Source organism: Enterobacter cloacae complex sp. IR5384 (assembly GCF_049237265.1).
GTDB classification, from domain to species: domain Bacteria; phylum Pseudomonadota; class Gammaproteobacteria; order Enterobacterales; family Enterobacteriaceae; genus Enterobacter; species Enterobacter cloacae.
The window spans coordinates 39,398-61,685 of record NZ_JBMKHJ010000027.1; the positions used below are offsets into that span (position 1 = coordinate 39,398).

Genomic DNA, 22,288 nt, shown 5'->3' on the forward strand with positions numbered 1-22,288 from the left:
AGTGCCAGGTACGCTGTATTAATTTAGTTGTCCGTGTAGATAATGAGCCTGCCCTGAAAACCTAACGACAGGCTCCTGAAAAGGAGTGTTTTTTTCATGTCCAGGTCGCTTTTAACCAACGAAACCAGTGAACTTGATTTGCTGGATCAACGTCCTTTCGACCAGACCGACTTCGATATTCTGAAATCCTACGAAGCGGTGGTGGACGGGTTAGCGATGCTCATTGGGTCCCACTGCGAAATCGTATTGCACTCCCTGCAAGATCTGAAGTGTTCCGCCATCCGCATTGCTAATGGTGAGCATACTGGCCGTAAAATTGGTTCGCCAATTACCGACCTTGCATTGCGTATGCTGCATGACATGACCGGCGCGGACAGCAGCGTCTCCAAATGCTATTTCACTCGCGCCAAAAGCGGCGTGCTGATGAAATCAGAAACCATTGCTATTCGAAATCGCGAGCATCGTGTGATCGGACTGCTGTGCATCAACATGAACCTTGATGTGCCATTCTCGCAAATCATGAGCACCTTTATTCCGCCTGAAACGCCAGACGTGGGCTCTTCTGTTAACTTTGCCTCTTCAGTTGAGGATCTCGTCACGCAGACGCTGGAGTTCACGATTGAAGAGGTGAATGCCGATCGCAACGTATCGAACAACGCCAAGAACCGTCAGATCGTGCTGAATCTCTATGAAAAAGGCATTTTTGATATCAAAGACGCCATCAATCAGGTGGCTGACCGCCTGAACATTTCCAAACATACGGTCTACCTCTATATTCGCCAGTTCAAAAGCGGTGATTTCCTGGGGCAGGATAAGTAATGCGTTTTGCGTTAATGGTGACAGGCCCGGCGTATGGCACTCAGCAGGCCAGGAGCGCGCTGCAATTTGCCCAGGCGCTGCTAAAAGCCGGACATGAACTGGTGAGCGTCTTCTTTTATCGGGAAGGGGTCTATAACGCGAACCAGTTTACGTCGCCGGCCAGCGATGAGTTTGATCTGGTGCGCGCCTGGCAGGCGTTAAATGAGACGCAGGGTGTTGAATTGCATATCTGCGTGGCAGCGGCCCTGCGTCGCGGTGTGGCTGATACAACCGAAGCCGCGCGTCTTGGTTTAGCCGGTTCCAACCTGCAGCCCGGATTTTCACTAAGTGGTCTGGGCGCGCTGGCGCAGGCTGCGCTCACCTGTGACCGAGTGGTGCAATTCTGATGAAACGCGTAGCGTTTGTTTTTACCACTGCCCCGCACGGTAGCGCATCGGGCCGAGAAGGGCTGGATGCGCTGCTCGCGACATCTGCATTGACCGAGGAGATCGGCGTCTTCTTTTTAGGGGACGGGGTGTTTCAGCTTCTGGCGGGACAGCAACCGCAGGCGATTTTGATGCGGGATTACATCGCCACCTTTAAAGTGTTGCCGCTGTACGACATTGAAACCTTCTATGTGTGTGCCGACTCGCTGGCCGCTCGCGGATTAGATGAGAAGACGCCTTTTGTTCTGGATGTCACGTGCCTGTCTTCTGCTGCGCTACGCGAACAACTCTCTCACTACGACACTGTTCTGACTTTCTGAGGCTGCCATGCTCCATACCCTGAGCCGCTCACCGTGGCAATGTGATATCGACACGCTACTGAGCATGCTGCGCGAAGGTGATGACCTGCTGCTGATTCAGGATGGCGTACTTGCTGCGCTGGAAGGCAGCCGTTTCGTTGAAATCCTTACAAATGCCCCCATAACTGTCTCTGCGCTAAAGGACGATCTGGATGCGCGGGGTCTTTCTGGTCAAATTTCAGCCAAAATTGACGTGGTTGGCTATACTGATTTCGTCAATCTTACTGTGACGCACGCCAGTCAAATGAACTGGTGATTTGAGATCGCTGTATATTTCTTGACACCTTTTCGACGTAGCCCTAAAATTTCGCGTCCTCATATTGTATGAGGTCGTTTTATTACGTGTTTACGAAGCAAAAGCTAAAACCAGGAGCTATTTAATGGCAACAGTTAACCAGCTGGTACGCAAACCACGTGCACGCAAAGTTGCAAAGAGCAACGTGCCTGCGCTGGAAGCATGCCCGCAGAAACGTGGTGTATGTACTCGTGTGTATACCACCACTCCTAAAAAACCAAACTCCGCACTGCGTAAAGTATGCCGTGTGCGTTTGACTAACGGTTTCGAAGTGACTTCCTACATCGGTGGTGAAGGTCACAACCTGCAGGAGCACTCCGTGATCCTGATCCGTGGCGGTCGTGTTAAAGACCTTCCGGGTGTTCGTTACCACACCGTTCGTGGTGCGCTGGACTGCTCAGGTGTTAAAGACCGTAAGCAGGCTCGCTCCAAGTACGGCGTGAAGCGTCCTAAGGCTTAATGGTTCTCCGTTAAGTAAGGCCAAACTGATTTATCTTAATGTCAAACTAAACTCGTAGAGTTTTGGACAATCCTGAATTAACAACGGAGTATTCCCATGCCACGTCGTCGCGTCATTGGTCAGCGTAAAATTCTTCCAGATCCGAAATTCGGATCAGAACTGCTGGCAAAATTTGTAAATATCCTGATGGTAGATGGTAAAAAATCTACTGCAGAAGCAATCGTATACAGCGCGCTGGAGACCCTGGCTCAGCGTTCTGGTAAAAATGAACTGGAAGCTTTCGAAGTCGCTCTCGACAACGTTCGCCCAACTGTAGAAGTTAAGTCCCGCCGCGTTGGTGGTTCTACTTATCAGGTTCCAGTTGAAGTTCGTCCGGTTCGTCGTAATGCCCTGGCAATGCGTTGGATCGTTGAAGCTGCTCGTAAACGCGGTGATAAATCCATGGCTCTGCGTCTGGCGAACGAACTTTCTGATGCTGCAGAAAACAAAGGTACTGCAGTTAAGAAACGTGAAGACGTTCACCGTATGGCAGAAGCCAACAAGGCGTTCGCACACTACCGTTGGTAATCCCTTCGGAGTATTAGTCACCAGGCGGGCGCTTCAGAGAAGCTGCCCGCTCTGGGTTACTTAACTGAACGCCTAAAGAAACAAACGAGGAATCAAATGGCTCGTACAACACCCATCGCACGCTACCGTAACATCGGTATCAGTGCGCACATCGACGCCGGTAAGACCACTACTACCGAACGTATTCTGTTCTACACCGGTGTAAACCATAAAATCGGTGAAGTTCATGACGGCGCAGCCACCATGGACTGGATGGAACAGGAGCAGGAGCGTGGTATTACTATCACCTCCGCAGCGACTACTGCATTCTGGTCAGGTATGGCTAAGCAGTACGAACCGCATCGCGTAAACATCATCGACACCCCAGGGCACGTTGACTTCACCATCGAAGTAGAACGTTCCATGCGTGTTCTTGACGGCGCGGTAATGGTTTATTGCGCAGTTGGTGGTGTTCAGCCACAGTCTGAAACCGTATGGCGTCAGGCGAACAAATATAAAGTTCCACGCATCGCGTTCGTTAACAAAATGGACCGTATGGGTGCTAACTTCCTGAAAGTTGTTGGTCAGATCAAAACCCGTCTGGGCGCGAACCCTGTTCCGCTGCAGCTGGCAATTGGTGCTGAAGAAGGCTTCACCGGCGTTATCGACCTGGTGAAAATGAAAGCCATCAACTGGAACGATGCAGACCAGGGCGTTACCTTCGAATACGAAGATATCCCGGCTGAGATGCAGGACCTGGCTGACGAATGGCACCAGAACCTGATCGAATCCGCTGCTGAAGCTTCTGAAGAGCTGATGGAGAAATACCTGGGTGGTGAAGAACTGACTGAAGAAGAGATCAAAAAAGCTCTGCGTCAGCGTGTTCTGAACAACGAAATCATCCTGGTAACCTGTGGTTCTGCGTTCAAGAACAAAGGTGTTCAGGCGATGCTGGATGCGGTAGTTGACTACCTGCCATCCCCGGTTGACGTTCCTGCGATCAACGGCATCCTGGACGACGGTAAAGATACTCCGGCTGAGCGTCACGCAAGCGACGACGAGCCGTTCTCTGCACTGGCGTTCAAAATTGCTACCGACCCATTCGTGGGTAACCTGACCTTCTTCCGCGTTTACTCTGGTGTGGTTAACTCCGGTGACACCATCCTGAACTCCGTGAAAGCGGCGCGTGAACGTTTTGGCCGTATCGTACAGATGCACGCTAACAAACGTGAAGAGATCAAAGAAGTTCGTGCGGGCGACATCGCTGCAGCTATCGGTCTGAAAGACGTGACCACCGGTGACACCCTGTGTGACCCGGATCACCCGATCATTCTGGAGCGTATGGAATTCCCTGAGCCGGTAATCTCCATCGCGGTTGAACCAAAAACCAAAGCTGACCAGGAAAAAATGGGTCTGGCTCTGGGCCGTCTGGCGAAAGAAGACCCATCATTCCGCGTATGGACTGATGAAGAATCTAACCAGACCATCATCGCAGGTATGGGTGAACTGCACCTGGACATCATCGTTGACCGTATGAAGCGCGAGTTCAACGTTGAAGCGAACGTGGGTAAACCTCAGGTTGCTTACCGCGAAGCGATTCGCGCGAAAGTTACCGATATCGAAGGTAAACACGCTAAGCAGTCTGGTGGTCGCGGTCAGTACGGTCACGTTGTGATCGACATGTACCCACTGGAGCCGGGCTCTAACCCGAAAGGTTACGAGTTCATCAACGACATCAAAGGTGGTGTAATTCCTGGCGAATACATCCCTGCCGTTGATAAAGGCATCCAGGAACAGCTGAAAGCGGGCCCTCTGGCTGGCTATCCGGTTGTTGACATGGGTATCCGTCTGCACTTCGGTTCTTACCACGACGTTGACTCCTCTGAACTGGCGTTTAAACTGGCTGCGTCTATTGCCTTTAAAGAAGGCTTTAAGAAAGCAAAACCAGTTCTGCTTGAGCCAATCATGAAGGTTGAAGTAGAAACTCCTGAAGAGAACACCGGTGACGTTATCGGTGACTTGAGCCGTCGTCGCGGTATGCTGCGCGGTCAGGAATCCGAAGTAACTGGCGTTAAGATCCACGCTGAAGTTCCGCTGTCTGAAATGTTCGGATATGCAACTCAGCTGCGTTCTCTGACCAAAGGTCGTGCATCATACACCATGGAATTCCTGAAGTATGATGATGCGCCTAACAACGTTGCTCAGGCCGTTATTGAAGCCCGTGGTAAGTAATCCACAGGATTAAAACCTAAGTCCCGTGCTCTCTCCTGAGGGGAGAGCACTATAGTAAGGAATATAGCCGTGTCTAAAGAAAAATTTGAACGTACAAAACCGCACGTCAACGTTGGTACTATCGGCCACGTTGACCATGGTAAAACTACCCTGACTGCTGCAATCACTACCGTTCTGGCTAAAACCTACGGTGGTTCTGCTCGTGCATTCGACCAGATCGATAACGCACCAGAAGAAAAAGCTCGTGGTATCACCATCAACACCTCTCACGTTGAATATGACACCCCGACTCGCCACTACGCACACGTAGACTGCCCAGGCCACGCCGACTATGTTAAAAACATGATCACCGGTGCTGCGCAGATGGACGGCGCGATCCTGGTAGTAGCTGCGACTGACGGCCCAATGCCTCAGACTCGTGAGCACATCCTGCTGGGTCGTCAGGTAGGCGTTCCTTACATCATCGTGTTCCTGAACAAATGCGACATGGTTGATGACGAAGAGCTGCTGGAACTGGTAGAGATGGAAGTTCGTGAACTGCTGTCTCAGTACGATTTCCCAGGTGACGATACCCCAATCGTTCGTGGTTCCGCGCTGAAAGCGCTGGAAGGCGAAGCAGAGTGGGAAGAGAAAATCATCGAACTGGCTGGCTACCTGGATTCTTACATCCCAGAACCAGAGCGTGCGATTGACAAGCCATTCCTGCTGCCAATCGAAGACGTATTCTCCATCTCCGGTCGTGGTACCGTTGTTACCGGTCGTGTAGAGCGCGGTATCATCAAAGTGGGTGAAGAAGTTGAAATCGTTGGTATCAAAGAGACTGCGAAGTCTACCTGTACTGGCGTTGAAATGTTCCGCAAACTGCTGGATGAAGGCCGTGCTGGTGAGAACGTTGGTGTTCTGCTGCGTGGTATCAAACGTGAAGAAATCGAACGTGGTCAGGTTCTGGCGAAGCCAGGCTCAATCAAGCCACACACCAAGTTCGAATCTGAAGTGTACATCCTGTCCAAAGACGAAGGCGGCCGTCATACTCCGTTCTTCAAAGGCTACCGTCCACAGTTCTACTTCCGTACAACTGACGTGACCGGTACCATCGAACTGCCAGAAGGCGTAGAGATGGTAATGCCAGGCGACAACATCAAGATGGTTGTGACTCTGATCCACCCAATCGCGATGGACGACGGTCTGCGTTTCGCAATCCGTGAAGGCGGCCGTACCGTTGGCGCGGGCGTTGTTGCTAAAGTTCTGGGCTAATTAATTATCCCCGAATAAAAAAAAGGACGCTTCGGCGTCCTTTTTTGTTTTCTTAGCGTGTGTACTTGTCACAAATTTTCGCATTTTTTGTTTGCTCCCGCCCCGTATACTGGCGTTTGTGCTATTGTAATCATAACCATTCTCACTTACACTTTGCGCATATTTTGAACGGGAGTCTTTATGTACGTTTGTTTATGTAATGGTGTGAGTGACAAAAAAATACGTCAGGCCGTTCGCCAGTTTCAGCCACAGTCCTTCCAGCAACTTCGCAAGTTTGTTCCAGTGGGAAATCAATGCGGTAAATGCGTACGCGCAGCGCGTGAAATCATGCAGGATGAACTGATGCAGATCCCGGAATACAAAGAGATCGCGTAAGCGCCCATCTTTTTTTTGACATCCCTGTAGCCCGATCTACGCTTCAATGAGTGGAAGCGGAGGGACTATATAATGAAAGGTGATGTTAAAATCATAAGTTATCTCAATAAATTATTGGGAAATGAGCTTGTCGCAATCAATCAGTATTTTCTCCATGCGAGAATGTTTAAAAACTGGGGCCTCATGCGCCTCAACGACGTTGAGTATCACGAATCCATCGATGAGATGAAACATGCCGATAAATATATCGAGCGTATTTTATTTCTCGAAGGCATCCCCAACCTGCAGGACCTCGGTAAACTCGGCATCGGTGAAGATGTTGAAGAGATGCTGCGATCCGATCTCAGACTTGAACTTGAAGGCGCAAAAGACCTTCGCGAAGCTATTGCCTACGCAGACAGCGTCCATGACTACGTTAGCCGCGATATGATGATCCAGATTCTGGCCGATGAAGAAGGGCATATCGACTGGCTGGAAACCGAGCTGGATCTCATTGGCAAAATTGGCCTGCAAAACTATCTCCAGTCGCAGATTAAAGTGGAAGATTAACCAGCGTCTGCCAACCTACACATAAACCCGCTGCCGCCAGAAATGGCCCAAAAGGCAGTGGGTTTTTTAATGTCCGTCTGGCAGGGTTGAACAACGAAGTCATAAGAAGGTAGAGCAGCGCCAATAGTGCGGCAACCAGTGCCAGTTCGGGCAACACGCACCAACCATGCCATGCACCGAGTGCCGAAAGATACTTCACATCGCCATAGCCCATCCCTTCACGGCGAAATATTAGCCGATAACCCCAGTAGATCATGGCAAAGCCGACATACCCTGCCATCGCCCCGACCACTGCACCAGGCAGAAAATCAGGGTGAAGACAGAGTTGATAGAGCAAACCAGCCCATAACAGGGGACAGAGATATTTATCAGGGAGAATGCCTGAGCGAATATCTTCACGCACCAGTAAACATGAGAGAACAAAATAGATGAGCAGGAAGGGGAGGAGAGTAAGCATGAACGAAACCTCAAGTGAATTTCAGCGCATACTCTCCACACCACGAATGCCTGGCAATAGCCAAAAAATGTAATTGCGTAGTGGTTTCATAAGAACAGAAGAAAGGGGACGGATTGCAGAAAATAGTGCGAGGCCTTACGCAAGGTACACCTTTAGCGCTTAAATTCTAAACGGCACTTGCGTCTTGCCCAGATTTACGTATAATGCGCGGGCTTGTCGTAATTGACGGCGGGTTCAATCTGAACCGGAGTGACTCATTTTGTTACTCAACAATGCTCCCAATTGGGGAGCTACGTAAGAACGGTTACACTCTCCCATCAATCGTAATGGGTTTGAGGAGTAATCATTTTCGTTTATAAAATAATTGGAGCTCTGGTCTCATGCAGAACCAAAGAATCCGTATCCGCCTTAAAGCGTTTGATCATCGTCTGATCGATCAATCAACCGCGGAAATCGTCGAGACTGCTAAGCGCACTGGTGCGCAAGTCCGTGGTCCGATCCCGCTGCCGACCCGCAAAGAGCGCTTCACCGTTCTGATCTCCCCGCACGTGAACAAAGACGCGCGTGATCAGTACGAAATCCGCACTCACAAGCGTCTGGTTGACATCGTTGAGCCAACTGAGAAAACCGTTGATGCTCTGATGCGTCTGGATCTGGCTGCCGGTGTAGACGTGCAGATCAGCCTGGGTTAATCAGGTCATCGAGCGATTGAGAGGTTGAAACAATGATTGGTTTAGTCGGTAAAAAAGTGGGTATGACCCGCATCTTCACTGAAGATGGCGTTTCTATCCCAGTAACCGTAATCGAAGTTGAAGCAAACCGCGTTACTCAGGTTAAAGATCTGGCTAACGATGGCTACCGCGCTATTCAGGTTACCACTGGTGCTAAAAAAGCTAACCGTGTAACCAAACCAGAAGCGGGTCACTTCGCTAAAGCTGGCGTTGAAGCTGGCCGTGGTCTGTGGGAATTCCGTCTTGCTGAAGGCGAAGAGTTCACCGTAGGTCAGGACATTAGCGTTGAGCTGTTTGCTGACGTTAAAAAAGTTGACGTAACCGGTACCTCTAAAGGTAAAGGTTTTGCTGGTACCGTTAAGCGCTGGAACTTCCGTACCCAGGACGCTACTCACGGTAACTCCTTGTCTCACCGCGTTCCGGGTTCTATCGGTCAGAACCAGACTCCGGGCAAAGTGTTCAAAGGCAAGAAAATGGCAGGTCAGCTGGGCAACGAACGTGTAACTGTTCAGAGCCTGGACGTAGTACGTGTTGACGCTGAGCGCAACCTGCTGCTGGTTAAAGGTGCGGTCCCGGGTGCAACCGGTAGCGACCTGATCGTTAAACCAGCTGTGAAGGCGTAAGGGGATAGCAATGGAATTAGTATTGAAAGACGCGCAGAGCGCGCTGACTGTTTCCGAAACTACCTTCGGTCGTGATTTCAACGAAGCGCTGGTTCACCAGGTTGTTGTTGCTTATGCAGCTGGTGCTCGTCAGGGTACTCGTGCTCAGAAGACTCGTGCTGAAGTAACTGGTTCTGGCAAAAAGCCATGGCGCCAGAAAGGTACCGGCCGTGCGCGTTCAGGTTCTATCAAGAGCCCGATCTGGCGTTCAGGTGGCGTGACCTTCGCTGCGCGTCCACAGGACCACAGTCAAAAAGTTAACAAAAAGATGTACCGCGGCGCGCTGAAAAGCATCCTGTCCGAACTGGTACGTCAGGATCGTCTGATCGTTGTCGAGAAGTTCTCTGTAGAAGCGCCTAAAACTAAGCTGCTGGCACAGAAACTGAAAGACATGGCTCTGGAAGATGTGCTGATCATCACCGGTGAGCTGGACGAGAACCTGTTCCTGGCCGCGCGCAACCTGCACAAGGTTGACGTACGCGACGCGACTGGTATCGACCCGGTTAGCCTGATCGCCTTCGACAAAGTCGTAATGACTGCTGATGCTGTTAAGCAAGTTGAGGAGATGCTGGCATGATTCGTGAAGAACGTCTGCTGAAGGTGCTGCGCGCACCGCACGTTTCTGAAAAAGCGTCTACTGCGATGGAAAAAACAAACACCATCGTTCTCAAAGTTGCTAAAGACGCGACCAAAGCAGAGATCAAAGCTGCTGTGCAGAAACTGTTTGAAGTCGAAGTCGAAGTCGTTAACACCCTGGTAGTTAAAGGGAAAGTTAAACGTCACGGACAGCGTATCGGTCGTCGTAGCGACTGGAAAAAAGCTTACGTCACCCTGAAAGAAGGCCAGAACCTGGACTTCGTTGGCGGCGCTGAGTAAGTCGGAGGAGTAATACAATGGCAGTTGTTAAATGTAAACCGACATCTCCGGGTCGTCGCCACGTAGTTAAAGTGGTTAACCCTGAGCTGCACAAGGGCAAACCTTTTGCTCCGTTGCTGGAAAAAAACAGCAAATCCGGTGGTCGTAACAACAATGGCCGTATCACCACTCGTCACATCGGTGGTGGCCACAAGCAGGCTTATCGTATTGTTGACTTCAAACGCAACAAAGACGGTATCCCAGCAGTTGTTGAGCGTCTTGAGTACGATCCGAACCGTTCCGCGAACATCGCGCTGGTTCTGTACAAAGACGGCGAACGCCGTTACATCCTGGCCCCTAAAGGCCTGAAAGCTGGCGACCAGATTCAGTCTGGCGTTGATGCTGCAATCAAAGCAGGCAACACCCTGCCGATGCGCAATATCCCGGTTGGTTCTACCGTTCATAACGTAGAAATGAAACCAGGTAAAGGCGGTCAGCTGGCGCGTTCCGCGGGTACTTACGTTCAGATCGTTGCGCGTGACGGTGCTTATGTCACCCTGCGTCTGCGTTCTGGTGAAATGCGTAAAGTCGAAGCAGACTGCCGCGCTACTCTGGGCGAAGTTGGCAATGCTGAGCATATGCTGCGCGTTCTGGGTAAAGCTGGTGCTGCACGCTGGCGTGGTGTTCGTCCTACCGTTCGCGGTACTGCGATGAACCCAGTAGACCACCCACATGGTGGTGGTGAAGGTCGTAACTTTGGTAAGCACCCGGTAACTCCGTGGGGCGTTCAGACCAAAGGTAAGAAGACCCGCAGCAACAAGCGTACTGATAAATTTATCGTACGTCGCCGTAGCAAATAATTTTAGAGGATAAGCCATGCCACGTTCTCTCAAGAAAGGTCCTTTTATTGACCTGCACTTGCTGAAGAAGGTAGAGAAAGCGGTGGAAAGCGGAGACAAGAAGCCCCTGCGCACTTGGTCCCGTCGTTCAACGATCTTTCCTAACATGATCGGTTTGACCATCGCTGTCCATAATGGTCGTCAGCACGTTCCAGTCTTTGTTACCGACGAAATGGTTGGTCACAAACTGGGTGAATTCGCACCGACTCGTACTTATCGCGGCCACGCTGCTGATAAAAAAGCGAAGAAGAAATAAGGTAGGAGGAAGAGATGGAAACTTTAGCTCAACATCGCCATGCTCGTTCTTCTGCACAGAAGGTTCGCCTTGTTGCTGACCTGATTCGCGGTAAGAAAGTGTCGCAGGCCCTGGACATCCTGACCTATACCAACAAGAAAGCTGCGGTATTGGTCAAGAAAGTACTGGAATCTGCCATTGCTAACGCTGAACACAACGATGGCGCTGACATCGACGATCTGAAAGTCGCGAAAATTTTCGTAGATGAAGGCCCAAGCATGAAGCGCATTATGCCGCGTGCGAAAGGTCGTGCAGATCGCATCCTGAAGCGCACCAGCCACATTACTGTGGTTGTGTCCGATCGCTGAGACTCTGGAGACTAGCAATGGGTCAGAAAGTACATCCTAATGGTATTCGCCTGGGTATTGTAAAACCATGGAACTCTACCTGGTTTGCGAACACCAAAGAATTCGCTGACAACCTGGACAGCGATTTTAAAGTACGTCAGTACCTGACGAAGGAACTGGCTAAAGCGTCTGTATCTCGTATCGTTATCGAGCGTCCAGCTAAGAGCATCCGTGTGACTATTCACACTGCTCGCCCTGGCATCGTTATCGGTAAGAAAGGCGAAGACGTAGAAAAACTGCGCAAGGTCGTAGCGGATATCGCTGGCGTTCCTGCACAGATCAATATCGCTGAAGTTCGTAAGCCTGAACTGGACGCTAAATTGGTTGCTGACAGCATCACTTCTCAGCTGGAACGTCGTGTTATGTTCCGTCGTGCTATGAAGCGTGCTGTACAGAACGCAATGCGTCTGGGCGCTAAAGGTATCAAAGTTGAAGTTAGCGGCCGTCTGGGCGGCGCGGAAATCGCACGTACCGAATGGTACCGTGAAGGTCGCGTACCGCTGCACACTCTGCGTGCTGACATCGACTACAACACCTCTGAAGCGCACACCACTTACGGTGTAATCGGCGTTAAGGTATGGATCTTCAAAGGTGAGATCCTGGGTGGTATGGCTGCTGTTGAACAACCGGAAAAACCGGCTGCTCAACCTAAAAAGCAGCAGCGTAAAGGCCGTAAATAAGGAGCGTCGCTGATGTTACAACCAAAGCGTACAAAATTCCGTAAAGTGCACAAAGGCCGCAACCGTGGTCTGGCGCAGGGTACGGATGTTAGCTTCGGCACTTTCGGTCTGAAAGCTGTTGGCCGTGGTCGTCTGACTGCACGTCAGATCGAAGCAGCACGTCGTGCAATGACCCGTGCAGTTAAGCGTCAAGGTAAGATCTGGATCCGTGTATTCCCGGACAAACCGATCACCGAGAAGCCGCTGGAAGTTCGTATGGGTAAAGGTAAAGGTAACGTGGAGTACTGGGTTGCCTTGATCCAACCGGGCAAAGTCCTGTATGAAATGGACGGTGTTCCGGAAGAGCTGGCCCGTGAAGCCTTCGGCCTGGCAGCAGCGAAACTGCCTATCAAAACCACCTTTGTAACTAAGACGGTGATGTAATGAAAGCAAAAGAGCTGCGTGAAAAGAGCGTTGAAGAGCTGAACGCTGAGCTGCTGAACCTGCTGCGCGAGCAGTTCAACCTGCGTATGCAGGCTGCAAGTGGCCAGCTGCAACAGACCCACCTGCTGAAGCAAGTGCGTCGCAATGTTGCACGCGTTAAGACTTTACTGACTGAGAAGGCGGGTGCGTAATGACCGATAAAATCCGTACTCTGCAAGGTCGTGTTGTTAGCGACAAAATGGAGAAATCCATCGTTGTTGCTATCGAACGCATTGTGAAACACCCGATCTACGGTAAATTCATCAAGCGTACGACCAAACTGCACGTACATGACGAGAACAACGAATGTGGTATCGGCGACAAGGTTGAAATCCGTGAATGCCGTCCACTGTCCAAGACTAAGTCCTGGACGCTGGTTCGCGTTGTAGAGAAAGCGGTTCTGTAATACAGTACCCGTTCTCGATACGAATAAACGGCTCAGCGATGAGCCGTTTATTTTTTCTACCCATATTGCAGAAGCGGTGTTATAATGCCGCGCCCTCGATATGGGGCTTTTTAACGGCTCTGATTTTAGAGTCTCAGGTAGTAGTTGACATTAGCGGAGCACTAAAATGATCCAAGAACAGACTATGCTGAACGTCGCCGACAACTCCGGTGCACGTCGCGTAATGTGTATCAAGGTTCTGGGTGGCTCGCACCGTCGCTACGCAGGCGTAGGCGACATCATCAAGATCACCATCAAAGAAGCAATTCCACGTGGTAAGGTCAAAAAAGGTGATGTGCTGAAAGCGGTAGTGGTGCGCACCAAGAAGGGTGTTCGTCGCCCTGACGGTTCTGTCATTCGCTTCGATGGTAATGCATGCGTTATTTTGAACAATAACAGCGAGCAGCCAATCGGCACGCGTATCTTTGGGCCGGTAACTCGTGAACTTCGTACTGAGAAGTTCATGAAAATTATCTCTCTGGCACCAGAAGTACTCTAAGGAGCGAATCATGGCAGCGAAAATCCGTCGTGATGACGAAGTTATCGTGTTAACCGGTAAAGATAAAGGTAAACGCGGTAAAGTAAAAAATGTCCTGTCTTCCGGCAAGGTCATTGTTGAAGGTATCAACCTGGTTAAGAAACATCAGAAGCCGGTTCCGGCCCTGAACCAACCAGGCGGCATCGTTGAAAAAGAAGCTGCTATTCAGGTTTCTAACGTTGCAATCTTCAATGCGGCAACCGGCAAGGCTGACCGTGTAGGCTTTAGATTCGAAGACGGCAAAAAAGTCCGTTTCTTCAAGTCTAACAGCGAAACTATCAAGTAATTTGGAGTAGTACGATGGCGAAACTGCATGATTACTACAAAGACGAAGTAGTTAAGAAACTCATGACTGAGTTTAACTACAATTCTGTCATGCAAGTCCCTCGGGTCGAGAAGATCACCCTGAACATGGGTGTTGGTGAAGCGATCGCTGACAAGAAACTGCTGGATAACGCAGCAGCTGACCTGACAGCAATCTCCGGTCAAAAACCGCTGATCACCAAAGCACGCAAATCAGTTGCAGGCTTCAAAATCCGTCAGGGCTATCCGATCGGCTGTAAAGTAACTCTGCGTGGCGAACGCATGTGGGAGTTCTTTGAGCGCCTGATCACTATTGCTGTACCTCGTATCCGTGACTTCCGTGGCCTGTCCGCTAAGTCATTCGACGGTCGTGGTAACTACAGCATGGGTGTCCGTGAGCAGATCATCTTCCCAGAAATCGACTACGATAAAGTCGACCGCGTGCGTGGTTTGGATATTACCATTACCACTACTGCGAAATCTGACGAAGAAGGCCGTGCTCTGCTGGCTGCCTTTGACTTCCCGTTCCGCAAGTAAGGTAGGGTTACTGAATGGCTAAGCAATCAATGAAAGCACGCGAAGTAAAACGCGTAGCTTTAGCTGATAAATTCTTCGCTAAACGCGCTGAACTGAAAGCGATCATCTCTGATGTGAACGCTTCCGACGAAGATCGTTGGAACGCAGTTCTCAAGCTGCAAACTCTGCCGCGTGATTCCAGCCCGTCTCGTCAGCGTAACCGCTGCCGTCAAACAGGTCGTCCACATGGTTATGTGGGCAAGTTCGGGTTGAGCCGTATTAAGCTGCGTGAAGCCGCCATGCGCGGTGAAGTGCCAGGCTTGAAAAAGGCTAGCTGGTAATTGTCACCAATTGAATCACGGGAGTAAAGACAGATGAGCATGCAAGATCCGATCGCGGATATGCTGACCCGTATCCGTAACGGTCAGGCCGCGAATAAAGCTGCGGTCACCATGCCTTCCTCCAAGCTGAAAGTGGCAATCGCCAACGTGCTGAAGGACGAAGGTTTTATTGAAGATTTTAAAGTTGAAGGCGACACCAAGCCGGAACTGGGAGTGACTCTTAAATACTTCCAGGGGAAAGCTGTTGTAGAAAGCATTCAGCGTGTCAGCCGCCCAGGTCTGCGCATCTATAAGAAAAAAGATGAGCTGCCAAAAGTTATGGCCGGTCTGGGTATCGCAGTTGTTTCTACCTCTAAAGGTGTTATGACTGATCGTGCAGCGCGCCAGGCTGGTCTTGGCGGCGAAATTATCTGCTACGTAGCCTAATCGGAGGAAAAAATGTCTCGTGTTGCTAAAGCACCGGTCGTTGTTCCTGCCGGCGTTGATGTAAAAATCAACGGTCAGGTTATTACGATCAAAGGTAAAAACGGCGAGCTGACTCGTACTCTCAACGATGCTGTTGAAGTTAAACATGCAGATAATGCTCTGACCTTCGGTCCGCGTGATGGTTACGCAGACGGCTGGGCTCAGGCTGGTACCGCGCGTGCCCTGCTGAACTCAATGGTTATCGGTGTTACCGAAGGCTTCACTAAGAAGCTGCAGCTGGTTGGTGTAGGTTATCGTGCAGCGATCAAAGGGAATGCAGTAGGCCTGTCTCTGGGCTTCTCTCACCCTGTTGAGCATCCGCTGCCGGCCGGTATCACTGCAGAATGTCCAACTCAGACTGAGATCGTGCTGAAAGGCGCTGATAAACAGCTGATTGGTCAGGTTGCAGCAGATCTGCGCGCCTACCGTCGTCCTGAGCCTTATAAAGGCAAGGGTGTTCGTTACGCCGACGAAGTCGTGCGTACCAAAGAGGCTAAGAAGAAGTAAGGTAACACTATGGATAAGAAATCTGCTCGTATCCGTCGTGCGACCCGCGCACGCCGCAAGCTCAAAGAGCTGGGTGCAACTCGCCTGGTGGTACATCGTACCCCGCGTCACATTTACGCACAGGTAATTGCACCGAACGGTTCTGAAGTTCTGGTAGCTGCTTCTACTGTAGAAAAAGCTATCGCAGAACAATTGAAGTACACCGGTAACAAAGACGCTGCTGCAGCTGTAGGTAAAGCTGTTGCTGAACGCGCTCTGGAAAAAGGTATCAGCAATGTATCCTTTGACCGTTCCGGGTTCCAATATCATGGTCGTGTCCAGGCACTGGCAGATGCTGCCCGTGAAGCTGGCCTTCAGTTCTAAGGTAGAGGTGTAAGATGGCTCACATCGAAAAACAAGCTGGCGAACTGCAGGAAAAGCTGATCGCGGTAAACCGCGTATCTAAAACCGTTAAAGGTGGTCGTATTTTCTCCTTCACAGCTCTGACTGTTGTTGGCGATGGTAACGGTCGCGTTGGTTTTGGTTACGGTAAAGCGCGTGAAGTTCCAGCAGCGATCCAGAAAGCGATGGAAAAAGCCCGTCGCAATATGATTAACGTCGCGCTGAACAACGGCACCCTGCAGCACCCAGTTAAAGGTGTTCACACGGGTTCTCGTGTATTCATGCAGCCAGCTTCAGAAGGTACCGGTATCATCGCCGGTGGTGCAATGCGCGCCGTTCTGGAAGTTGCTGGGGTTCATAACGTTCTGGCTAAAGCATACGGTTCCACCAACCCGATCAACGTGGTTCGTGCAACTATTGATGGCCTGGAAAATATGAATTCTCCAGAAATGGTCGCTGCCAAGCGTGGTAAATCCGTTGAAGAAATTCTGGGGTAATTGACCATGGCAAAGACTATTAAAATCACTCAAACCCGCAGTGCAATCGGTCGTCTGCCGAAACACAAGGCAACGCTGCTTGGCCTGGGTCTGCGTCGTATTGGTCATACCGTTGAGCGCGAGGATACTCCTGCTGTTCGCGGTATGGTCAACGCGGTTTACTTCATGGTTAAAGTTGAGGAGTAAGAGATGCGTTTAAATACTCTGTCTCCGGCCGAAGGCTCTAAAAAGGCGGGTAAACGCCTGGGTCGTGGTATCGGTTCTGGCCTCGGCAAAACCGGTGGTCGTGGTCACAAAGGTCAGAACTCTCGTTCTGGCGGTGGCGTACGTCGCGGTTTCGAGGGTGGCCAGATGCCACTGTACCGTCGTCTGCCGAAGTTCGGCTTCACTTCTCGCAAAGCAGCGATCACAGCGGAAGTCCGTCTGTCTGACCTGGCGAAAGTTGAAGGCGGCGTTGTAGACCTGAACACGCTGAAAGCAGCTAACATTATCGGTATCCAGATCGAGTTCGCGAAAGTGATCCTGGCTGGTGAAGTTTCTACTCCGGTAACTGTTCGTGGCCTGCGTGTTACTAAAGGTGCTCGTGCTGCTATCGAAGCTGCTGGCGGTAAAATTGAGGAATAAGTAGCAGATGGCTAAGCAACCGGGATTAGATTTTCAAAGTGCCAAAGGTGGATTTGGTGAGCTGAAACGCAGACTGCTGTTTGTAATCGGCGCGCTGATTGTGTTCCGTATTGGCTCTTTTATTCCGATCCCTGGTATCGATGCCGCTGTACTTGCCAAACTGCTTGAGCAACAGCGAGGCACCATCATTGAAATGTTCAACATGTTCTCTGGTGGTGCTCTCAGCCGTGCTTCTATCTTCGCGCTGGGTATTATGCCGTATATTTCGGCATCCATTATTATCCAGCTGCTTACGGTCGTTCATCCGGCCCTGGCAGAACTGAAGAAAGAAGGGGAGTCCGGACGTCGTAAGATTAGTCAGTACACCCGCTACGGTACTCTGGTGCTGGCAATATTCCAGTCGATCGGTATTGCTACCGGTCTTCCGAATATGCCTGGTATGCAGGGCCTGGTCTTAAACCCAGGCTTTGCATTCTATTTCACCGCTGTTGTTAGTCTGGTCACAGGGACAATGTTCCTGATGTGGCTCGGCGAACAGATTACTGAACGTGGTATCGGTAACGGTATCTCAATCATTATCTTCGCCGGTATTGTTGCGGGTCTCCCGCCAGCCATCGCCCATACTATCGAGCAAGCGCGTCAAGGCGACCTGCACTTCCTCCTGTTGCTGTTGGTTGCAGTATTAGTATTTGCAGTGACGTTCTTTGTTGTCTTCGTTGAACGTGGTCAACGCCGTATTGTGGTGAACTACGCGAAACGTCAGCAGGGTCGTCGTGTCTATGCTGCACAGAGCACACATTTGCCGCTGAAAGTGAATATGGCAGGGGTAATCCCGGCGATCTTCGCTTCCAGTATTATTCTGTTCCCGGCAACCATCGCGTCATGGTTCGGGGGCGGTACTGGTTGGAACTGGCTGACAACAATTTCGCTGTATTTGCAGCCTGGGCAACCACTTTATGTGTTACTCTATGCGTCTGCGATCATCTTCTTCTGTTTCTTCTACACGGCGTTGGTCTTCAACCCGCGTGAAACAGCAGATAACCTGAAGAAGTCCGGTGCATTTGTACCAGGAATTCGTCCGGGAGAGCAAACGGCGAAGTATATCGATAAAGTAATGACTCGCCTGACTTTGGTTGGTGCGCTTTATATTACTTTTATCTGCCTGATCCCGGAGTTCATGCGTGATGCAATGAAAGTACCGTTCTACTTCGGTGGGACCTCACTGCTTATCGTTGTTGTCGTGATTATGGACTTTATGGCTCAAGTGCAAACTCTGATGATGTCCAGTCAGTATGAGTCTGCATTGAAGAAGGCGAACCTGAAAGGCTACGGCCGCTAATTGGTCGCCTGAGAAGTTACGGAGAGTAAAAATGAAAGTTCGTGCTTCCGTCAAGAAATTATGCCGTAACTGCAAAATCGTTAAGCGTGATGGTGTCATCCGTGTGATTTGCAGTGCCGAGCCGAAGCATAAACAGCGCCAAGGCTGATTATTTCGCATATTTTTCTTGCAAAGTTGGGTTGAGCTGGCTAGATTAGCCAGCCAATCTTTTGTATGTCTGTACGTTTCCATTTGAGTATCCTGAAAACGGGCTTTTCAGCATGGTGCGTACATATTAAATAGTAGGAGTGCATAGTGGCCCGTATAGCAGGCATTAACATTCCTGATCAGAAACATGCTGTGATCGCATTAACTTCGATCTACGGCATCGGCAAGACCCGTTCTAAAGCCATCCTGGCTGCAGCGGGTATCGCTGAAGATGTTAAGATCAGTGAGCTGTCTGAAGGACAAATCGACACGCTGCGTGACGAAGTTGCCAAATTTGTCGTTGAAGGTGATCTGCGCCGTGAAATCAGCATGAGCATCAAGCGCCTGATGGATCTTGGTTGCTATCGCGGTTTGCGTCATCGTCGTGGTCTGCCAGTGCGCGGTCAGCGTACTAAGACCAACGCACGTACCCGTAAGGGTCCGCGCAAACCGATCAAGAAATAATCGGGGTGATTGAATAATGGCAAAGGCACCAATTCGTGCACGTAAACGTGTAAGAAAACAAGTCTCTGACGGCGTGGCTCATATCCATGCTTCTTTCAACAACACCATCGTTACTATTACTGATCGTCAGGGTAACGCATTGGGTTGGGCAACAGCCGGTGGTTCCGGTTTCCGTGGTTCTCGCAAATCCACTCCGTTTGCAGCTCAGGTTGCAGCAGAGCGTTGCGCAGAAGCCGTAAAAGAATACGGCATCAAGAATCTGGAAGTTATGGTTAAAGGTCCGGGTCCGGGTCGTGAATCTACTGTTCGCGCTCTGAACGCCGCTGGTTTCCGCATCACTAATATTACTGATGTGACTCCGATCCCTCATAACGGTTGTCGTCCGCCGAAAAAACGTCGCGTATAACGCTCGTTTTTTAGGTTAGTTGGAGATAGAAAATGGCAAGATATTTGGGTCCTAAGCTCAAGCTGAGCCGTCGTGAGGGCACCGACTTATTCCTTAAGTCTGGCGTTCGCGCGATCGATACCAAGTGTAAAATTGAACAAGCTCCTGGCCAGCACGGTGCGCGTAAACCGCGTCTGTCTGACTATGGTGTGCAGTTGCGTGAAAAGCAAAAAGTTCGCCGTATCTACGGTGTGCTGGAGCGTCAGTTCCGTAACTACTATAAAGAAGCAGCACGTCTGAAAGGCAACACAGGTGAAAACCTGCTGGCTCTGCTGGAAGGTCGTCTGGACAACGTTGTATACCGTATGGGCTTCGGCGCTACTCGTGCTGAATCACGCCAGCTGGTTAGCCACAAAGCAATCATGGTAAACGGTCGTGTTGTTAACATCGCTTCTTATCAGGTTAAAGCGAATGACGTTGTTAGCATTCGTGAGAAAGCGAAAAAGCAATCTCGCGTGAAAGCCGCTCTGGAGCTGGCTGAGCAGCGTGAAAAGCCAACCTGGCTGGAAGTTGATGCTGGCAAGATGGAAGGTACGTTCAAGCGTCAGCCAGAACGTTCTGATCTGTCTGCGGACATTAACGAACACCTGATCGTCGAGCTTTACTCCAAGTAAAGCTTAGTACCAAAGAGAGGACACAATGCAGGGTTCTGTGACAGAGTTTCTAAAACCGCGCCTGGTAGATATCGAGCAAGTGAGTTCGACGCACGCCAAGGTGACCCTTGAGCCTTTAGAGCGTGGCTTTGGCCATACTCTGGGTAACGCACTGCGCCGTATTCTGCTCTCATCGATGCCGGGTTGCGCGGTGACCGAGGTTGAGATTGATGGTGTACTTCATGAGTACAGCACCAAAGAAGGCGTTCAGGAAGATATCCTTGAAATCCTGCTCAACCTGAAAGGGCTGGCGGTGAGAGTTCAGGGTAAAGATGAAGTTATTCTTACTCTGAATAAATCTGGCATTGGCCCTGTGACTGCAGCCGACATCACCCACGACGGTGATGTTGAAATCGTCAAGCCGCAGCACGTGATCTGCCACCTGACCGATGAGAACGCAGCTATTAGCATGCGTATCAAAGTTCAGCGCGGTCGTGGTTATGTGCCGGCTTCTGCCCGAATTCATTCGGAAGAAGATGAGCGCCCAATCGGCCGTCTGCTGGTCGACGCATGCTACAGCCCTGTAGAGCGTATTGCCTACAATGTTGAAGCAGCGCGTGTAGAACAGCGTACCGACCTGGACAAGCTGGTCATCGAAATGGAAACCAATGGCACAATCGATCCTGAAGAGGCGATTCGTCGTGCGGCAACCATCCTGGCAGAACAACTGGAAGCTTTCGTTGACTTACGTGATGTACGTCAGCCGGAAGTGAAAGAAGAGAAACCAGAATTCGATCCGATCCTGCTGCGCCCTGTTGACGATCTCGAATTGACTGTCCGCTCTGCTAACTGCCTCAAGGCAGAAGCTATCCACTATATCGGTGATCTGGTACAGCGTACCGAGGTTGAGTTGCTGAAAACGCCGAACCTGGGTAAAAAATCTCTTACTGAGATTAAAGACGTGCTGGCTTCACGTGGTCTGTCTCTGGGCATGCGCCTGGAAAACTGGCCACCAGCAAGCATTGCTGACGAGTAACCGGATCACAGGTTAAGGTTTTACTGAGAAGGATAAGGTCATGCGCCATCGTAAGAGTGGTCGTCAACTGAACCGCAACAGCAGCCATCGCCAGGCTATGTTCCGCAACATGGCAGGTTCACTGGTTCGTCATGAAATCATCAAGACGACCCTGCCTAAAGCGAAAGAGCTGCGTCGTGTAGTTGAGCCGCTGATTACTCTTGCCAAGACTGACAGCGTTGCTAATCGTCGTCTGGCATTCGCCCGTACTCGTGATAACGAGATCGTGGCAAAACTGTTTAACGAGCTGGGCCCGCGTTTCGCGAGCCGTGCCGGTGGTTACACTCGCATTCTGAAGTGTGGCTTCCGCGCAGGCGACAACGCTCCGATGGCTTACATCGAGCTGGTTGATCGTTCTGAGTCGAAAGCAGAAGCTGCTGCAGAGTAATCTGCAGTAACGTAAAAAAACCCGCTCCGGCGGGTTTTTTTATATCCGCACTATCCCCACTTCTCTACAATATCTGTATTAATTTTGTTCATCCCCTGGAGTTTATGATGTGGTTGCTCGACCAGTGGGCAGAACGCCATATTCGCGATGCCCAAACAAAAGGCGAATTCGATAACCTGTCCGGTAGCGGTGAACCGCTAATACTGGAAGATGATTCGCATATACCCCCTGAACTACGGGCTGGATATCGCTTACTGAAAAATGCGGGGTGTCTGCCTCCCGAGCTTGAACAGCGCAAAGAGGCGATTGAGCTTACTGACCTGCTAAAAGGGATACGGAAAGACGATCCCCGTCATGGAGAACTAAGCCGGCGGTTGGCTCTGGTTGAACTCAAGCTACGACAGGCAGGAATTGCGACTGATTTTCTGCATGGCGAGTATAGTGAAAGACTGATGCAGAAAATAAACGAGGAATAGCC

Annotated in this window: 40 protein-coding genes; 39 read left to right on the top strand and 1 reads right to left on the bottom strand. The window is 50.6% G+C overall.

Annotated features, from left to right (window positions below):
• Nucleotides 1-96: 96 nt before the first annotated feature.
• From ACOTX3_RS18975 to bfr, 10 genes are all read left to right on the top strand, one after another.
• Nucleotides 97-819: a helix-turn-helix transcriptional regulator gene (locus tag ACOTX3_RS18975; protein WP_003861697.1), complete on the top strand. Its 723-nt coding sequence runs from the start codon at nt 97-99 to the stop codon at nt 817-819.
• Nucleotides 819-1,205: a sulfurtransferase complex subunit TusD gene (gene tusD / locus ACOTX3_RS18980; RefSeq protein WP_058679222.1), complete on the top strand. Its 387-nt coding sequence runs from the start codon at nt 819-821 to the stop codon at nt 1,203-1,205. Before ACOTX3_RS18975 ends, tusD begins: the two co-directional genes overlap by 1 nt.
• A complete protein-coding gene (gene tusC / locus ACOTX3_RS18985) occupies nt 1,205-1,564 on the top strand; it encodes a sulfurtransferase complex subunit TusC (RefSeq protein WP_048972831.1) in 360 nt (119 codons plus the stop codon). Before tusD ends, tusC begins: the two co-directional genes overlap by 1 nt.
• A 7-nt stretch (nt 1,565-1,571) precedes the next feature.
• A complete protein-coding gene (tusB, locus tag ACOTX3_RS18990) occupies nt 1,572-1,859 on the top strand; it encodes a sulfurtransferase complex subunit TusB (RefSeq protein ID WP_013099033.1) in 288 nt (95 codons plus the stop codon).
• A gap of 124 nt (nt 1,860-1,983) precedes the next feature.
• Nucleotides 1,984-2,358 carry a 30S ribosomal protein S12 gene (gene rpsL, locus ACOTX3_RS18995; protein WP_000246815.1) on the top strand — a complete coding sequence of 125 codons (375 nt, stop codon included), beginning with the start codon at nt 1,984-1,986 and terminating at the stop codon, nt 2,356-2,358.
• A 96-nt stretch (nt 2,359-2,454) separates the two neighbouring features.
• On the top strand, nt 2,455-2,925 hold the full coding sequence (gene rpsG / locus ACOTX3_RS19000) for a 30S ribosomal protein S7 (protein ID WP_003861706.1): 471 nt from the start codon (nt 2,455-2,457) through the stop codon (nt 2,923-2,925).
• A 96-nt stretch (nt 2,926-3,021) separates the two neighbouring features.
• Nucleotides 3,022-5,136 (top strand): elongation factor G, encoded by a 2,115-nt coding sequence (gene fusA / locus ACOTX3_RS19005; RefSeq protein WP_013099032.1) that lies wholly within the window; start codon nt 3,022-3,024, stop codon nt 5,134-5,136.
• 69 nt (nt 5,137-5,205) lie between these two features.
• The gene (tuf, locus tag ACOTX3_RS19010) at nt 5,206-6,390 is read left to right on the top strand and encodes an elongation factor Tu (RefSeq protein ID WP_023620081.1); all 1,185 of its coding nucleotides are present in this window, start codon (nt 5,206-5,208) and stop codon (nt 6,388-6,390) included.
• Between the two features lie 180 nt (nt 6,391-6,570).
• A complete protein-coding gene (gene bfd, locus ACOTX3_RS19015; RefSeq protein ID WP_008503493.1) occupies nt 6,571-6,765 on the top strand; it encodes a bacterioferritin-associated ferredoxin in 195 nt (64 codons plus the stop codon).
• A 72-nt stretch (nt 6,766-6,837) separates the two neighbouring features.
• Nucleotides 6,838-7,314 carry a bacterioferritin gene (gene bfr / locus ACOTX3_RS19020; protein ID WP_013099029.1) on the top strand — a complete coding sequence of 159 codons (477 nt, stop codon included), beginning with the start codon at nt 6,838-6,840 and terminating at the stop codon, nt 7,312-7,314.
• On the opposite strand, the gene ACOTX3_RS19025 is transcribed toward bfr, so the two are convergent.
• Nucleotides 7,298-7,771, bottom strand: a complete 474-nt coding sequence (locus ACOTX3_RS19025) for a prepilin peptidase (protein WP_057072483.1) — start codon at nt 7,769-7,771, stop codon at nt 7,298-7,300. The genes bfr and ACOTX3_RS19025 overlap by 17 nt on opposite strands.
• Nucleotides 7,772-8,151: 380 nt before the next feature.
• On the opposite strand from ACOTX3_RS19025, the gene rpsJ reads away from it, so the two are divergent.
• The 29 genes from rpsJ (at nt 8,152) to ACOTX3_RS19170 (ending at nt 22,286) form a co-directional block, all read left to right on the top strand.
• A complete protein-coding gene (rpsJ, locus tag ACOTX3_RS19030) occupies nt 8,152-8,463 on the top strand; it encodes a 30S ribosomal protein S10 (protein WP_001181005.1) in 312 nt (103 codons plus the stop codon).
• 32 nt (nt 8,464-8,495) lie between these two features.
• Nucleotides 8,496-9,125: a 50S ribosomal protein L3 gene (rplC, locus tag ACOTX3_RS19035; RefSeq protein WP_003863274.1), complete on the top strand. Its 630-nt coding sequence runs from the start codon at nt 8,496-8,498 to the stop codon at nt 9,123-9,125.
• 10 nt (nt 9,126-9,135) lie between these two features.
• A complete protein-coding gene (gene rplD / locus ACOTX3_RS19040) occupies nt 9,136-9,741 on the top strand; it encodes a 50S ribosomal protein L4 (protein WP_000424395.1) in 606 nt (201 codons plus the stop codon).
• Nucleotides 9,738-10,040 carry a 50S ribosomal protein L23 gene (gene rplW / locus ACOTX3_RS19045; protein WP_000617546.1) on the top strand — a complete coding sequence of 101 codons (303 nt, stop codon included), beginning with the start codon at nt 9,738-9,740 and terminating at the stop codon, nt 10,038-10,040. The genes rplD and rplW overlap by 4 nt, the downstream gene beginning before the upstream one ends.
• A 17-nt stretch (nt 10,041-10,057) precedes the next feature.
• The gene (gene rplB, locus ACOTX3_RS19050) at nt 10,058-10,879 is read left to right on the top strand and encodes a 50S ribosomal protein L2 (protein WP_000301859.1); all 822 of its coding nucleotides are present in this window, start codon (nt 10,058-10,060) and stop codon (nt 10,877-10,879) included.
• Between the two features lie 16 nt (nt 10,880-10,895).
• Entirely contained in the window at nt 10,896-11,174 is a 279-nt protein-coding gene (gene rpsS, locus ACOTX3_RS19055) for a 30S ribosomal protein S19 (protein WP_001138117.1), read from the top strand.
• A 14-nt stretch (nt 11,175-11,188) separates the two neighbouring features.
• Nucleotides 11,189-11,521, top strand: a complete 333-nt coding sequence (gene rplV / locus ACOTX3_RS19060) for a 50S ribosomal protein L22 (protein WP_002919773.1) — start codon at nt 11,189-11,191, stop codon at nt 11,519-11,521.
• 17 nt (nt 11,522-11,538) lie between these two features.
• Nucleotides 11,539-12,240, top strand: a complete 702-nt coding sequence (rpsC, locus tag ACOTX3_RS19065) for a 30S ribosomal protein S3 (protein ID WP_000529945.1) — start codon at nt 11,539-11,541, stop codon at nt 12,238-12,240.
• A 12-nt stretch (nt 12,241-12,252) separates the two neighbouring features.
• Nucleotides 12,253-12,663, top strand: coding sequence for a 50S ribosomal protein L16 (rplP, locus tag ACOTX3_RS19070; protein ID WP_002919759.1), 411 nt, complete (start codon nt 12,253-12,255; stop codon nt 12,661-12,663).
• Nucleotides 12,663-12,854, top strand: a complete 192-nt coding sequence (rpmC, locus tag ACOTX3_RS19075) for a 50S ribosomal protein L29 (RefSeq protein WP_013099027.1) — start codon at nt 12,663-12,665, stop codon at nt 12,852-12,854. The genes rplP and rpmC overlap by 1 nt, the downstream gene beginning before the upstream one ends.
• Nucleotides 12,854-13,108 carry a 30S ribosomal protein S17 gene (gene rpsQ / locus ACOTX3_RS19080; protein WP_008503489.1) on the top strand — a complete coding sequence of 85 codons (255 nt, stop codon included), beginning with the start codon at nt 12,854-12,856 and terminating at the stop codon, nt 13,106-13,108. Before rpmC ends, rpsQ begins: the two co-directional genes overlap by 1 nt.
• 166 nt (nt 13,109-13,274) lie before the next feature.
• Nucleotides 13,275-13,646, top strand: a complete 372-nt coding sequence (gene rplN / locus ACOTX3_RS19085; RefSeq protein WP_002919748.1) for a 50S ribosomal protein L14 — start codon at nt 13,275-13,277, stop codon at nt 13,644-13,646.
• Between the two features lie 10 nt (nt 13,647-13,656).
• On the top strand, nt 13,657-13,971 hold the full coding sequence (gene rplX / locus ACOTX3_RS19090) for a 50S ribosomal protein L24 (RefSeq protein WP_000729185.1): 315 nt from the start codon (nt 13,657-13,659) through the stop codon (nt 13,969-13,971).
• 14 nt (nt 13,972-13,985) lie between these two features.
• Nucleotides 13,986-14,525, top strand: a complete 540-nt coding sequence (gene rplE, locus ACOTX3_RS19095) for a 50S ribosomal protein L5 (RefSeq protein ID WP_001096202.1) — start codon at nt 13,986-13,988, stop codon at nt 14,523-14,525.
• Between the two features lie 14 nt (nt 14,526-14,539).
• Nucleotides 14,540-14,845 carry a 30S ribosomal protein S14 gene (gene rpsN, locus ACOTX3_RS19100; protein ID WP_013099026.1) on the top strand — a complete coding sequence of 102 codons (306 nt, stop codon included), beginning with the start codon at nt 14,540-14,542 and terminating at the stop codon, nt 14,843-14,845.
• A gap of 33 nt (nt 14,846-14,878) precedes the next feature.
• The gene (gene rpsH / locus ACOTX3_RS19105; protein ID WP_421631646.1) at nt 14,879-15,271 is read left to right on the top strand and encodes a 30S ribosomal protein S8; all 393 of its coding nucleotides are present in this window, start codon (nt 14,879-14,881) and stop codon (nt 15,269-15,271) included.
• Between the two features lie 12 nt (nt 15,272-15,283).
• Nucleotides 15,284-15,817 carry a 50S ribosomal protein L6 gene (rplF, locus tag ACOTX3_RS19110; protein WP_013099024.1) on the top strand — a complete coding sequence of 178 codons (534 nt, stop codon included), beginning with the start codon at nt 15,284-15,286 and terminating at the stop codon, nt 15,815-15,817.
• A gap of 9 nt (nt 15,818-15,826) precedes the next feature.
• Nucleotides 15,827-16,180, top strand: coding sequence for a 50S ribosomal protein L18 (gene rplR / locus ACOTX3_RS19115; RefSeq protein ID WP_013099023.1), 354 nt, complete (start codon nt 15,827-15,829; stop codon nt 16,178-16,180).
• Nucleotides 16,181-16,194: 14 nt separating this feature from the next.
• On the top strand, nt 16,195-16,695 hold the full coding sequence (gene rpsE / locus ACOTX3_RS19120) for a 30S ribosomal protein S5 (RefSeq protein WP_003863299.1): 501 nt from the start codon (nt 16,195-16,197) through the stop codon (nt 16,693-16,695).
• A gap of 6 nt (nt 16,696-16,701) precedes the next feature.
• Nucleotides 16,702-16,881: a 50S ribosomal protein L30 gene (gene rpmD, locus ACOTX3_RS19125; RefSeq protein ID WP_003863301.1), complete on the top strand. Its 180-nt coding sequence runs from the start codon at nt 16,702-16,704 to the stop codon at nt 16,879-16,881.
• 3 nt (nt 16,882-16,884) lie between these two features.
• Entirely contained in the window at nt 16,885-17,319 is a 435-nt protein-coding gene (rplO, locus tag ACOTX3_RS19130) for a 50S ribosomal protein L15 (RefSeq protein ID WP_013099022.1), read from the top strand.
• A gap of 7 nt (nt 17,320-17,326) precedes the next feature.
• Nucleotides 17,327-18,658, top strand: a complete 1,332-nt coding sequence (gene secY / locus ACOTX3_RS19135) for a preprotein translocase subunit SecY (protein WP_003863305.1) — start codon at nt 17,327-17,329, stop codon at nt 18,656-18,658.
• A gap of 31 nt (nt 18,659-18,689) precedes the next feature.
• Nucleotides 18,690-18,806: a 50S ribosomal protein L36 gene (gene rpmJ, locus ACOTX3_RS19140; protein ID WP_000868187.1), complete on the top strand. Its 117-nt coding sequence runs from the start codon at nt 18,690-18,692 to the stop codon at nt 18,804-18,806.
• 146 nt (nt 18,807-18,952) lie between these two features.
• Entirely contained in the window at nt 18,953-19,309 is a 357-nt protein-coding gene (rpsM, locus tag ACOTX3_RS19145; RefSeq protein WP_013099021.1) for a 30S ribosomal protein S13, read from the top strand.
• Between the two features lie 16 nt (nt 19,310-19,325).
• Nucleotides 19,326-19,715, top strand: coding sequence for a 30S ribosomal protein S11 (rpsK, locus tag ACOTX3_RS19150; RefSeq protein ID WP_003031137.1), 390 nt, complete (start codon nt 19,326-19,328; stop codon nt 19,713-19,715).
• Between the two features lie 32 nt (nt 19,716-19,747).
• Nucleotides 19,748-20,368, top strand: a complete 621-nt coding sequence (gene rpsD, locus ACOTX3_RS19155) for a 30S ribosomal protein S4 (RefSeq protein ID WP_003863314.1) — start codon at nt 19,748-19,750, stop codon at nt 20,366-20,368.
• A gap of 25 nt (nt 20,369-20,393) precedes the next feature.
• On the top strand, nt 20,394-21,383 hold the full coding sequence (locus tag ACOTX3_RS19160; RefSeq protein ID WP_002919219.1) for a DNA-directed RNA polymerase subunit alpha: 990 nt from the start codon (nt 20,394-20,396) through the stop codon (nt 21,381-21,383).
• A gap of 40 nt (nt 21,384-21,423) precedes the next feature.
• The gene (gene rplQ, locus ACOTX3_RS19165) at nt 21,424-21,810 is read left to right on the top strand and encodes a 50S ribosomal protein L17 (protein ID WP_001216372.1); all 387 of its coding nucleotides are present in this window, start codon (nt 21,424-21,426) and stop codon (nt 21,808-21,810) included.
• A 107-nt stretch (nt 21,811-21,917) separates the two neighbouring features.
• On the top strand, nt 21,918-22,286 hold the full coding sequence (locus ACOTX3_RS19170; RefSeq protein ID WP_013099020.1) for a DUF1992 domain-containing protein: 369 nt from the start codon (nt 21,918-21,920) through the stop codon (nt 22,284-22,286).
• The last annotated feature ends 2 nt before the right edge of the window (nt 22,287-22,288 follow it).

Bases quoted from the DNA above. Each gene is read 5' to 3' on its own strand.
- ACOTX3_RS18975 (WP_003861697.1), top strand. From the start codon at position 97: ATGTCCAGGTCGCTTTTAACCAACGAAACCAGTGAACTTGATTTGCTG.
- tusD (WP_058679222.1), top strand. From the start codon at position 819: ATGCGTTTTGCGTTAATGGTGACAGGCCCGGCGTATGGCACTCAGCAG.
- tusC (WP_048972831.1), top strand. From the start codon at position 1,205: ATGAAACGCGTAGCGTTTGTTTTTACCACTGCCCCGCACGGTAGCGCA.
- tusB (WP_013099033.1), top strand. From the start codon at position 1,572: ATGCTCCATACCCTGAGCCGCTCACCGTGGCAATGTGATATCGACACG.
- rpsL (WP_000246815.1), top strand. From the start codon at position 1,984: ATGGCAACAGTTAACCAGCTGGTACGCAAACCACGTGCACGCAAAGTT.
- rpsG (WP_003861706.1), top strand. From the start codon at position 2,455: ATGCCACGTCGTCGCGTCATTGGTCAGCGTAAAATTCTTCCAGATCCG.
- fusA (WP_013099032.1), top strand. From the start codon at position 3,022: ATGGCTCGTACAACACCCATCGCACGCTACCGTAACATCGGTATCAGT.
- bfd (WP_008503493.1), top strand. From the start codon at position 6,571: ATGTACGTTTGTTTATGTAATGGTGTGAGTGACAAAAAAATACGTCAG.
- bfr (WP_013099029.1), top strand. From the start codon at position 6,838: ATGAAAGGTGATGTTAAAATCATAAGTTATCTCAATAAATTATTGGGA.
- ACOTX3_RS19025 (WP_057072483.1), bottom strand. From the start codon at position 7,771: ATGCTTACTCTCCTCCCCTTCCTGCTCATCTATTTTGTTCTCTCATGT.
- rpsJ (WP_001181005.1), top strand. From the start codon at position 8,152: ATGCAGAACCAAAGAATCCGTATCCGCCTTAAAGCGTTTGATCATCGT.
- rplC (WP_003863274.1), top strand. From the start codon at position 8,496: ATGATTGGTTTAGTCGGTAAAAAAGTGGGTATGACCCGCATCTTCACT.
- rplD (WP_000424395.1), top strand. From the start codon at position 9,136: ATGGAATTAGTATTGAAAGACGCGCAGAGCGCGCTGACTGTTTCCGAA.
- rplW (WP_000617546.1), top strand. From the start codon at position 9,738: ATGATTCGTGAAGAACGTCTGCTGAAGGTGCTGCGCGCACCGCACGTT.
- rplB (WP_000301859.1), top strand. From the start codon at position 10,058: ATGGCAGTTGTTAAATGTAAACCGACATCTCCGGGTCGTCGCCACGTA.
- rpsS (WP_001138117.1), top strand. From the start codon at position 10,896: ATGCCACGTTCTCTCAAGAAAGGTCCTTTTATTGACCTGCACTTGCTG.
- rplV (WP_002919773.1), top strand. From the start codon at position 11,189: ATGGAAACTTTAGCTCAACATCGCCATGCTCGTTCTTCTGCACAGAAG.
- rpsC (WP_000529945.1), top strand. From the start codon at position 11,539: ATGGGTCAGAAAGTACATCCTAATGGTATTCGCCTGGGTATTGTAAAA.
- rplP (WP_002919759.1), top strand. From the start codon at position 12,253: ATGTTACAACCAAAGCGTACAAAATTCCGTAAAGTGCACAAAGGCCGC.
- rpmC (WP_013099027.1), top strand. From the start codon at position 12,663: ATGAAAGCAAAAGAGCTGCGTGAAAAGAGCGTTGAAGAGCTGAACGCT.
- rpsQ (WP_008503489.1), top strand. From the start codon at position 12,854: ATGACCGATAAAATCCGTACTCTGCAAGGTCGTGTTGTTAGCGACAAA.
- rplN (WP_002919748.1), top strand. From the start codon at position 13,275: ATGATCCAAGAACAGACTATGCTGAACGTCGCCGACAACTCCGGTGCA.
- rplX (WP_000729185.1), top strand. From the start codon at position 13,657: ATGGCAGCGAAAATCCGTCGTGATGACGAAGTTATCGTGTTAACCGGT.
- rplE (WP_001096202.1), top strand. From the start codon at position 13,986: ATGGCGAAACTGCATGATTACTACAAAGACGAAGTAGTTAAGAAACTC.
- rpsN (WP_013099026.1), top strand. From the start codon at position 14,540: ATGGCTAAGCAATCAATGAAAGCACGCGAAGTAAAACGCGTAGCTTTA.
- rpsH (WP_421631646.1), top strand. From the start codon at position 14,879: ATGAGCATGCAAGATCCGATCGCGGATATGCTGACCCGTATCCGTAAC.
- rplF (WP_013099024.1), top strand. From the start codon at position 15,284: ATGTCTCGTGTTGCTAAAGCACCGGTCGTTGTTCCTGCCGGCGTTGAT.
- rplR (WP_013099023.1), top strand. From the start codon at position 15,827: ATGGATAAGAAATCTGCTCGTATCCGTCGTGCGACCCGCGCACGCCGC.
- rpsE (WP_003863299.1), top strand. From the start codon at position 16,195: ATGGCTCACATCGAAAAACAAGCTGGCGAACTGCAGGAAAAGCTGATC.
- rpmD (WP_003863301.1), top strand. From the start codon at position 16,702: ATGGCAAAGACTATTAAAATCACTCAAACCCGCAGTGCAATCGGTCGT.
- rplO (WP_013099022.1), top strand. From the start codon at position 16,885: ATGCGTTTAAATACTCTGTCTCCGGCCGAAGGCTCTAAAAAGGCGGGT.
- secY (WP_003863305.1), top strand. From the start codon at position 17,327: ATGGCTAAGCAACCGGGATTAGATTTTCAAAGTGCCAAAGGTGGATTT.
- rpmJ (WP_000868187.1), top strand. From the start codon at position 18,690: ATGAAAGTTCGTGCTTCCGTCAAGAAATTATGCCGTAACTGCAAAATC.
- rpsK (WP_003031137.1), top strand. From the start codon at position 19,326: ATGGCAAAGGCACCAATTCGTGCACGTAAACGTGTAAGAAAACAAGTC.
- rpsD (WP_003863314.1), top strand. From the start codon at position 19,748: ATGGCAAGATATTTGGGTCCTAAGCTCAAGCTGAGCCGTCGTGAGGGC.
- ACOTX3_RS19160 (WP_002919219.1), top strand. From the start codon at position 20,394: ATGCAGGGTTCTGTGACAGAGTTTCTAAAACCGCGCCTGGTAGATATC.
- rplQ (WP_001216372.1), top strand. From the start codon at position 21,424: ATGCGCCATCGTAAGAGTGGTCGTCAACTGAACCGCAACAGCAGCCAT.
- ACOTX3_RS19170 (WP_013099020.1), top strand. From the start codon at position 21,918: ATGTGGTTGCTCGACCAGTGGGCAGAACGCCATATTCGCGATGCCCAA.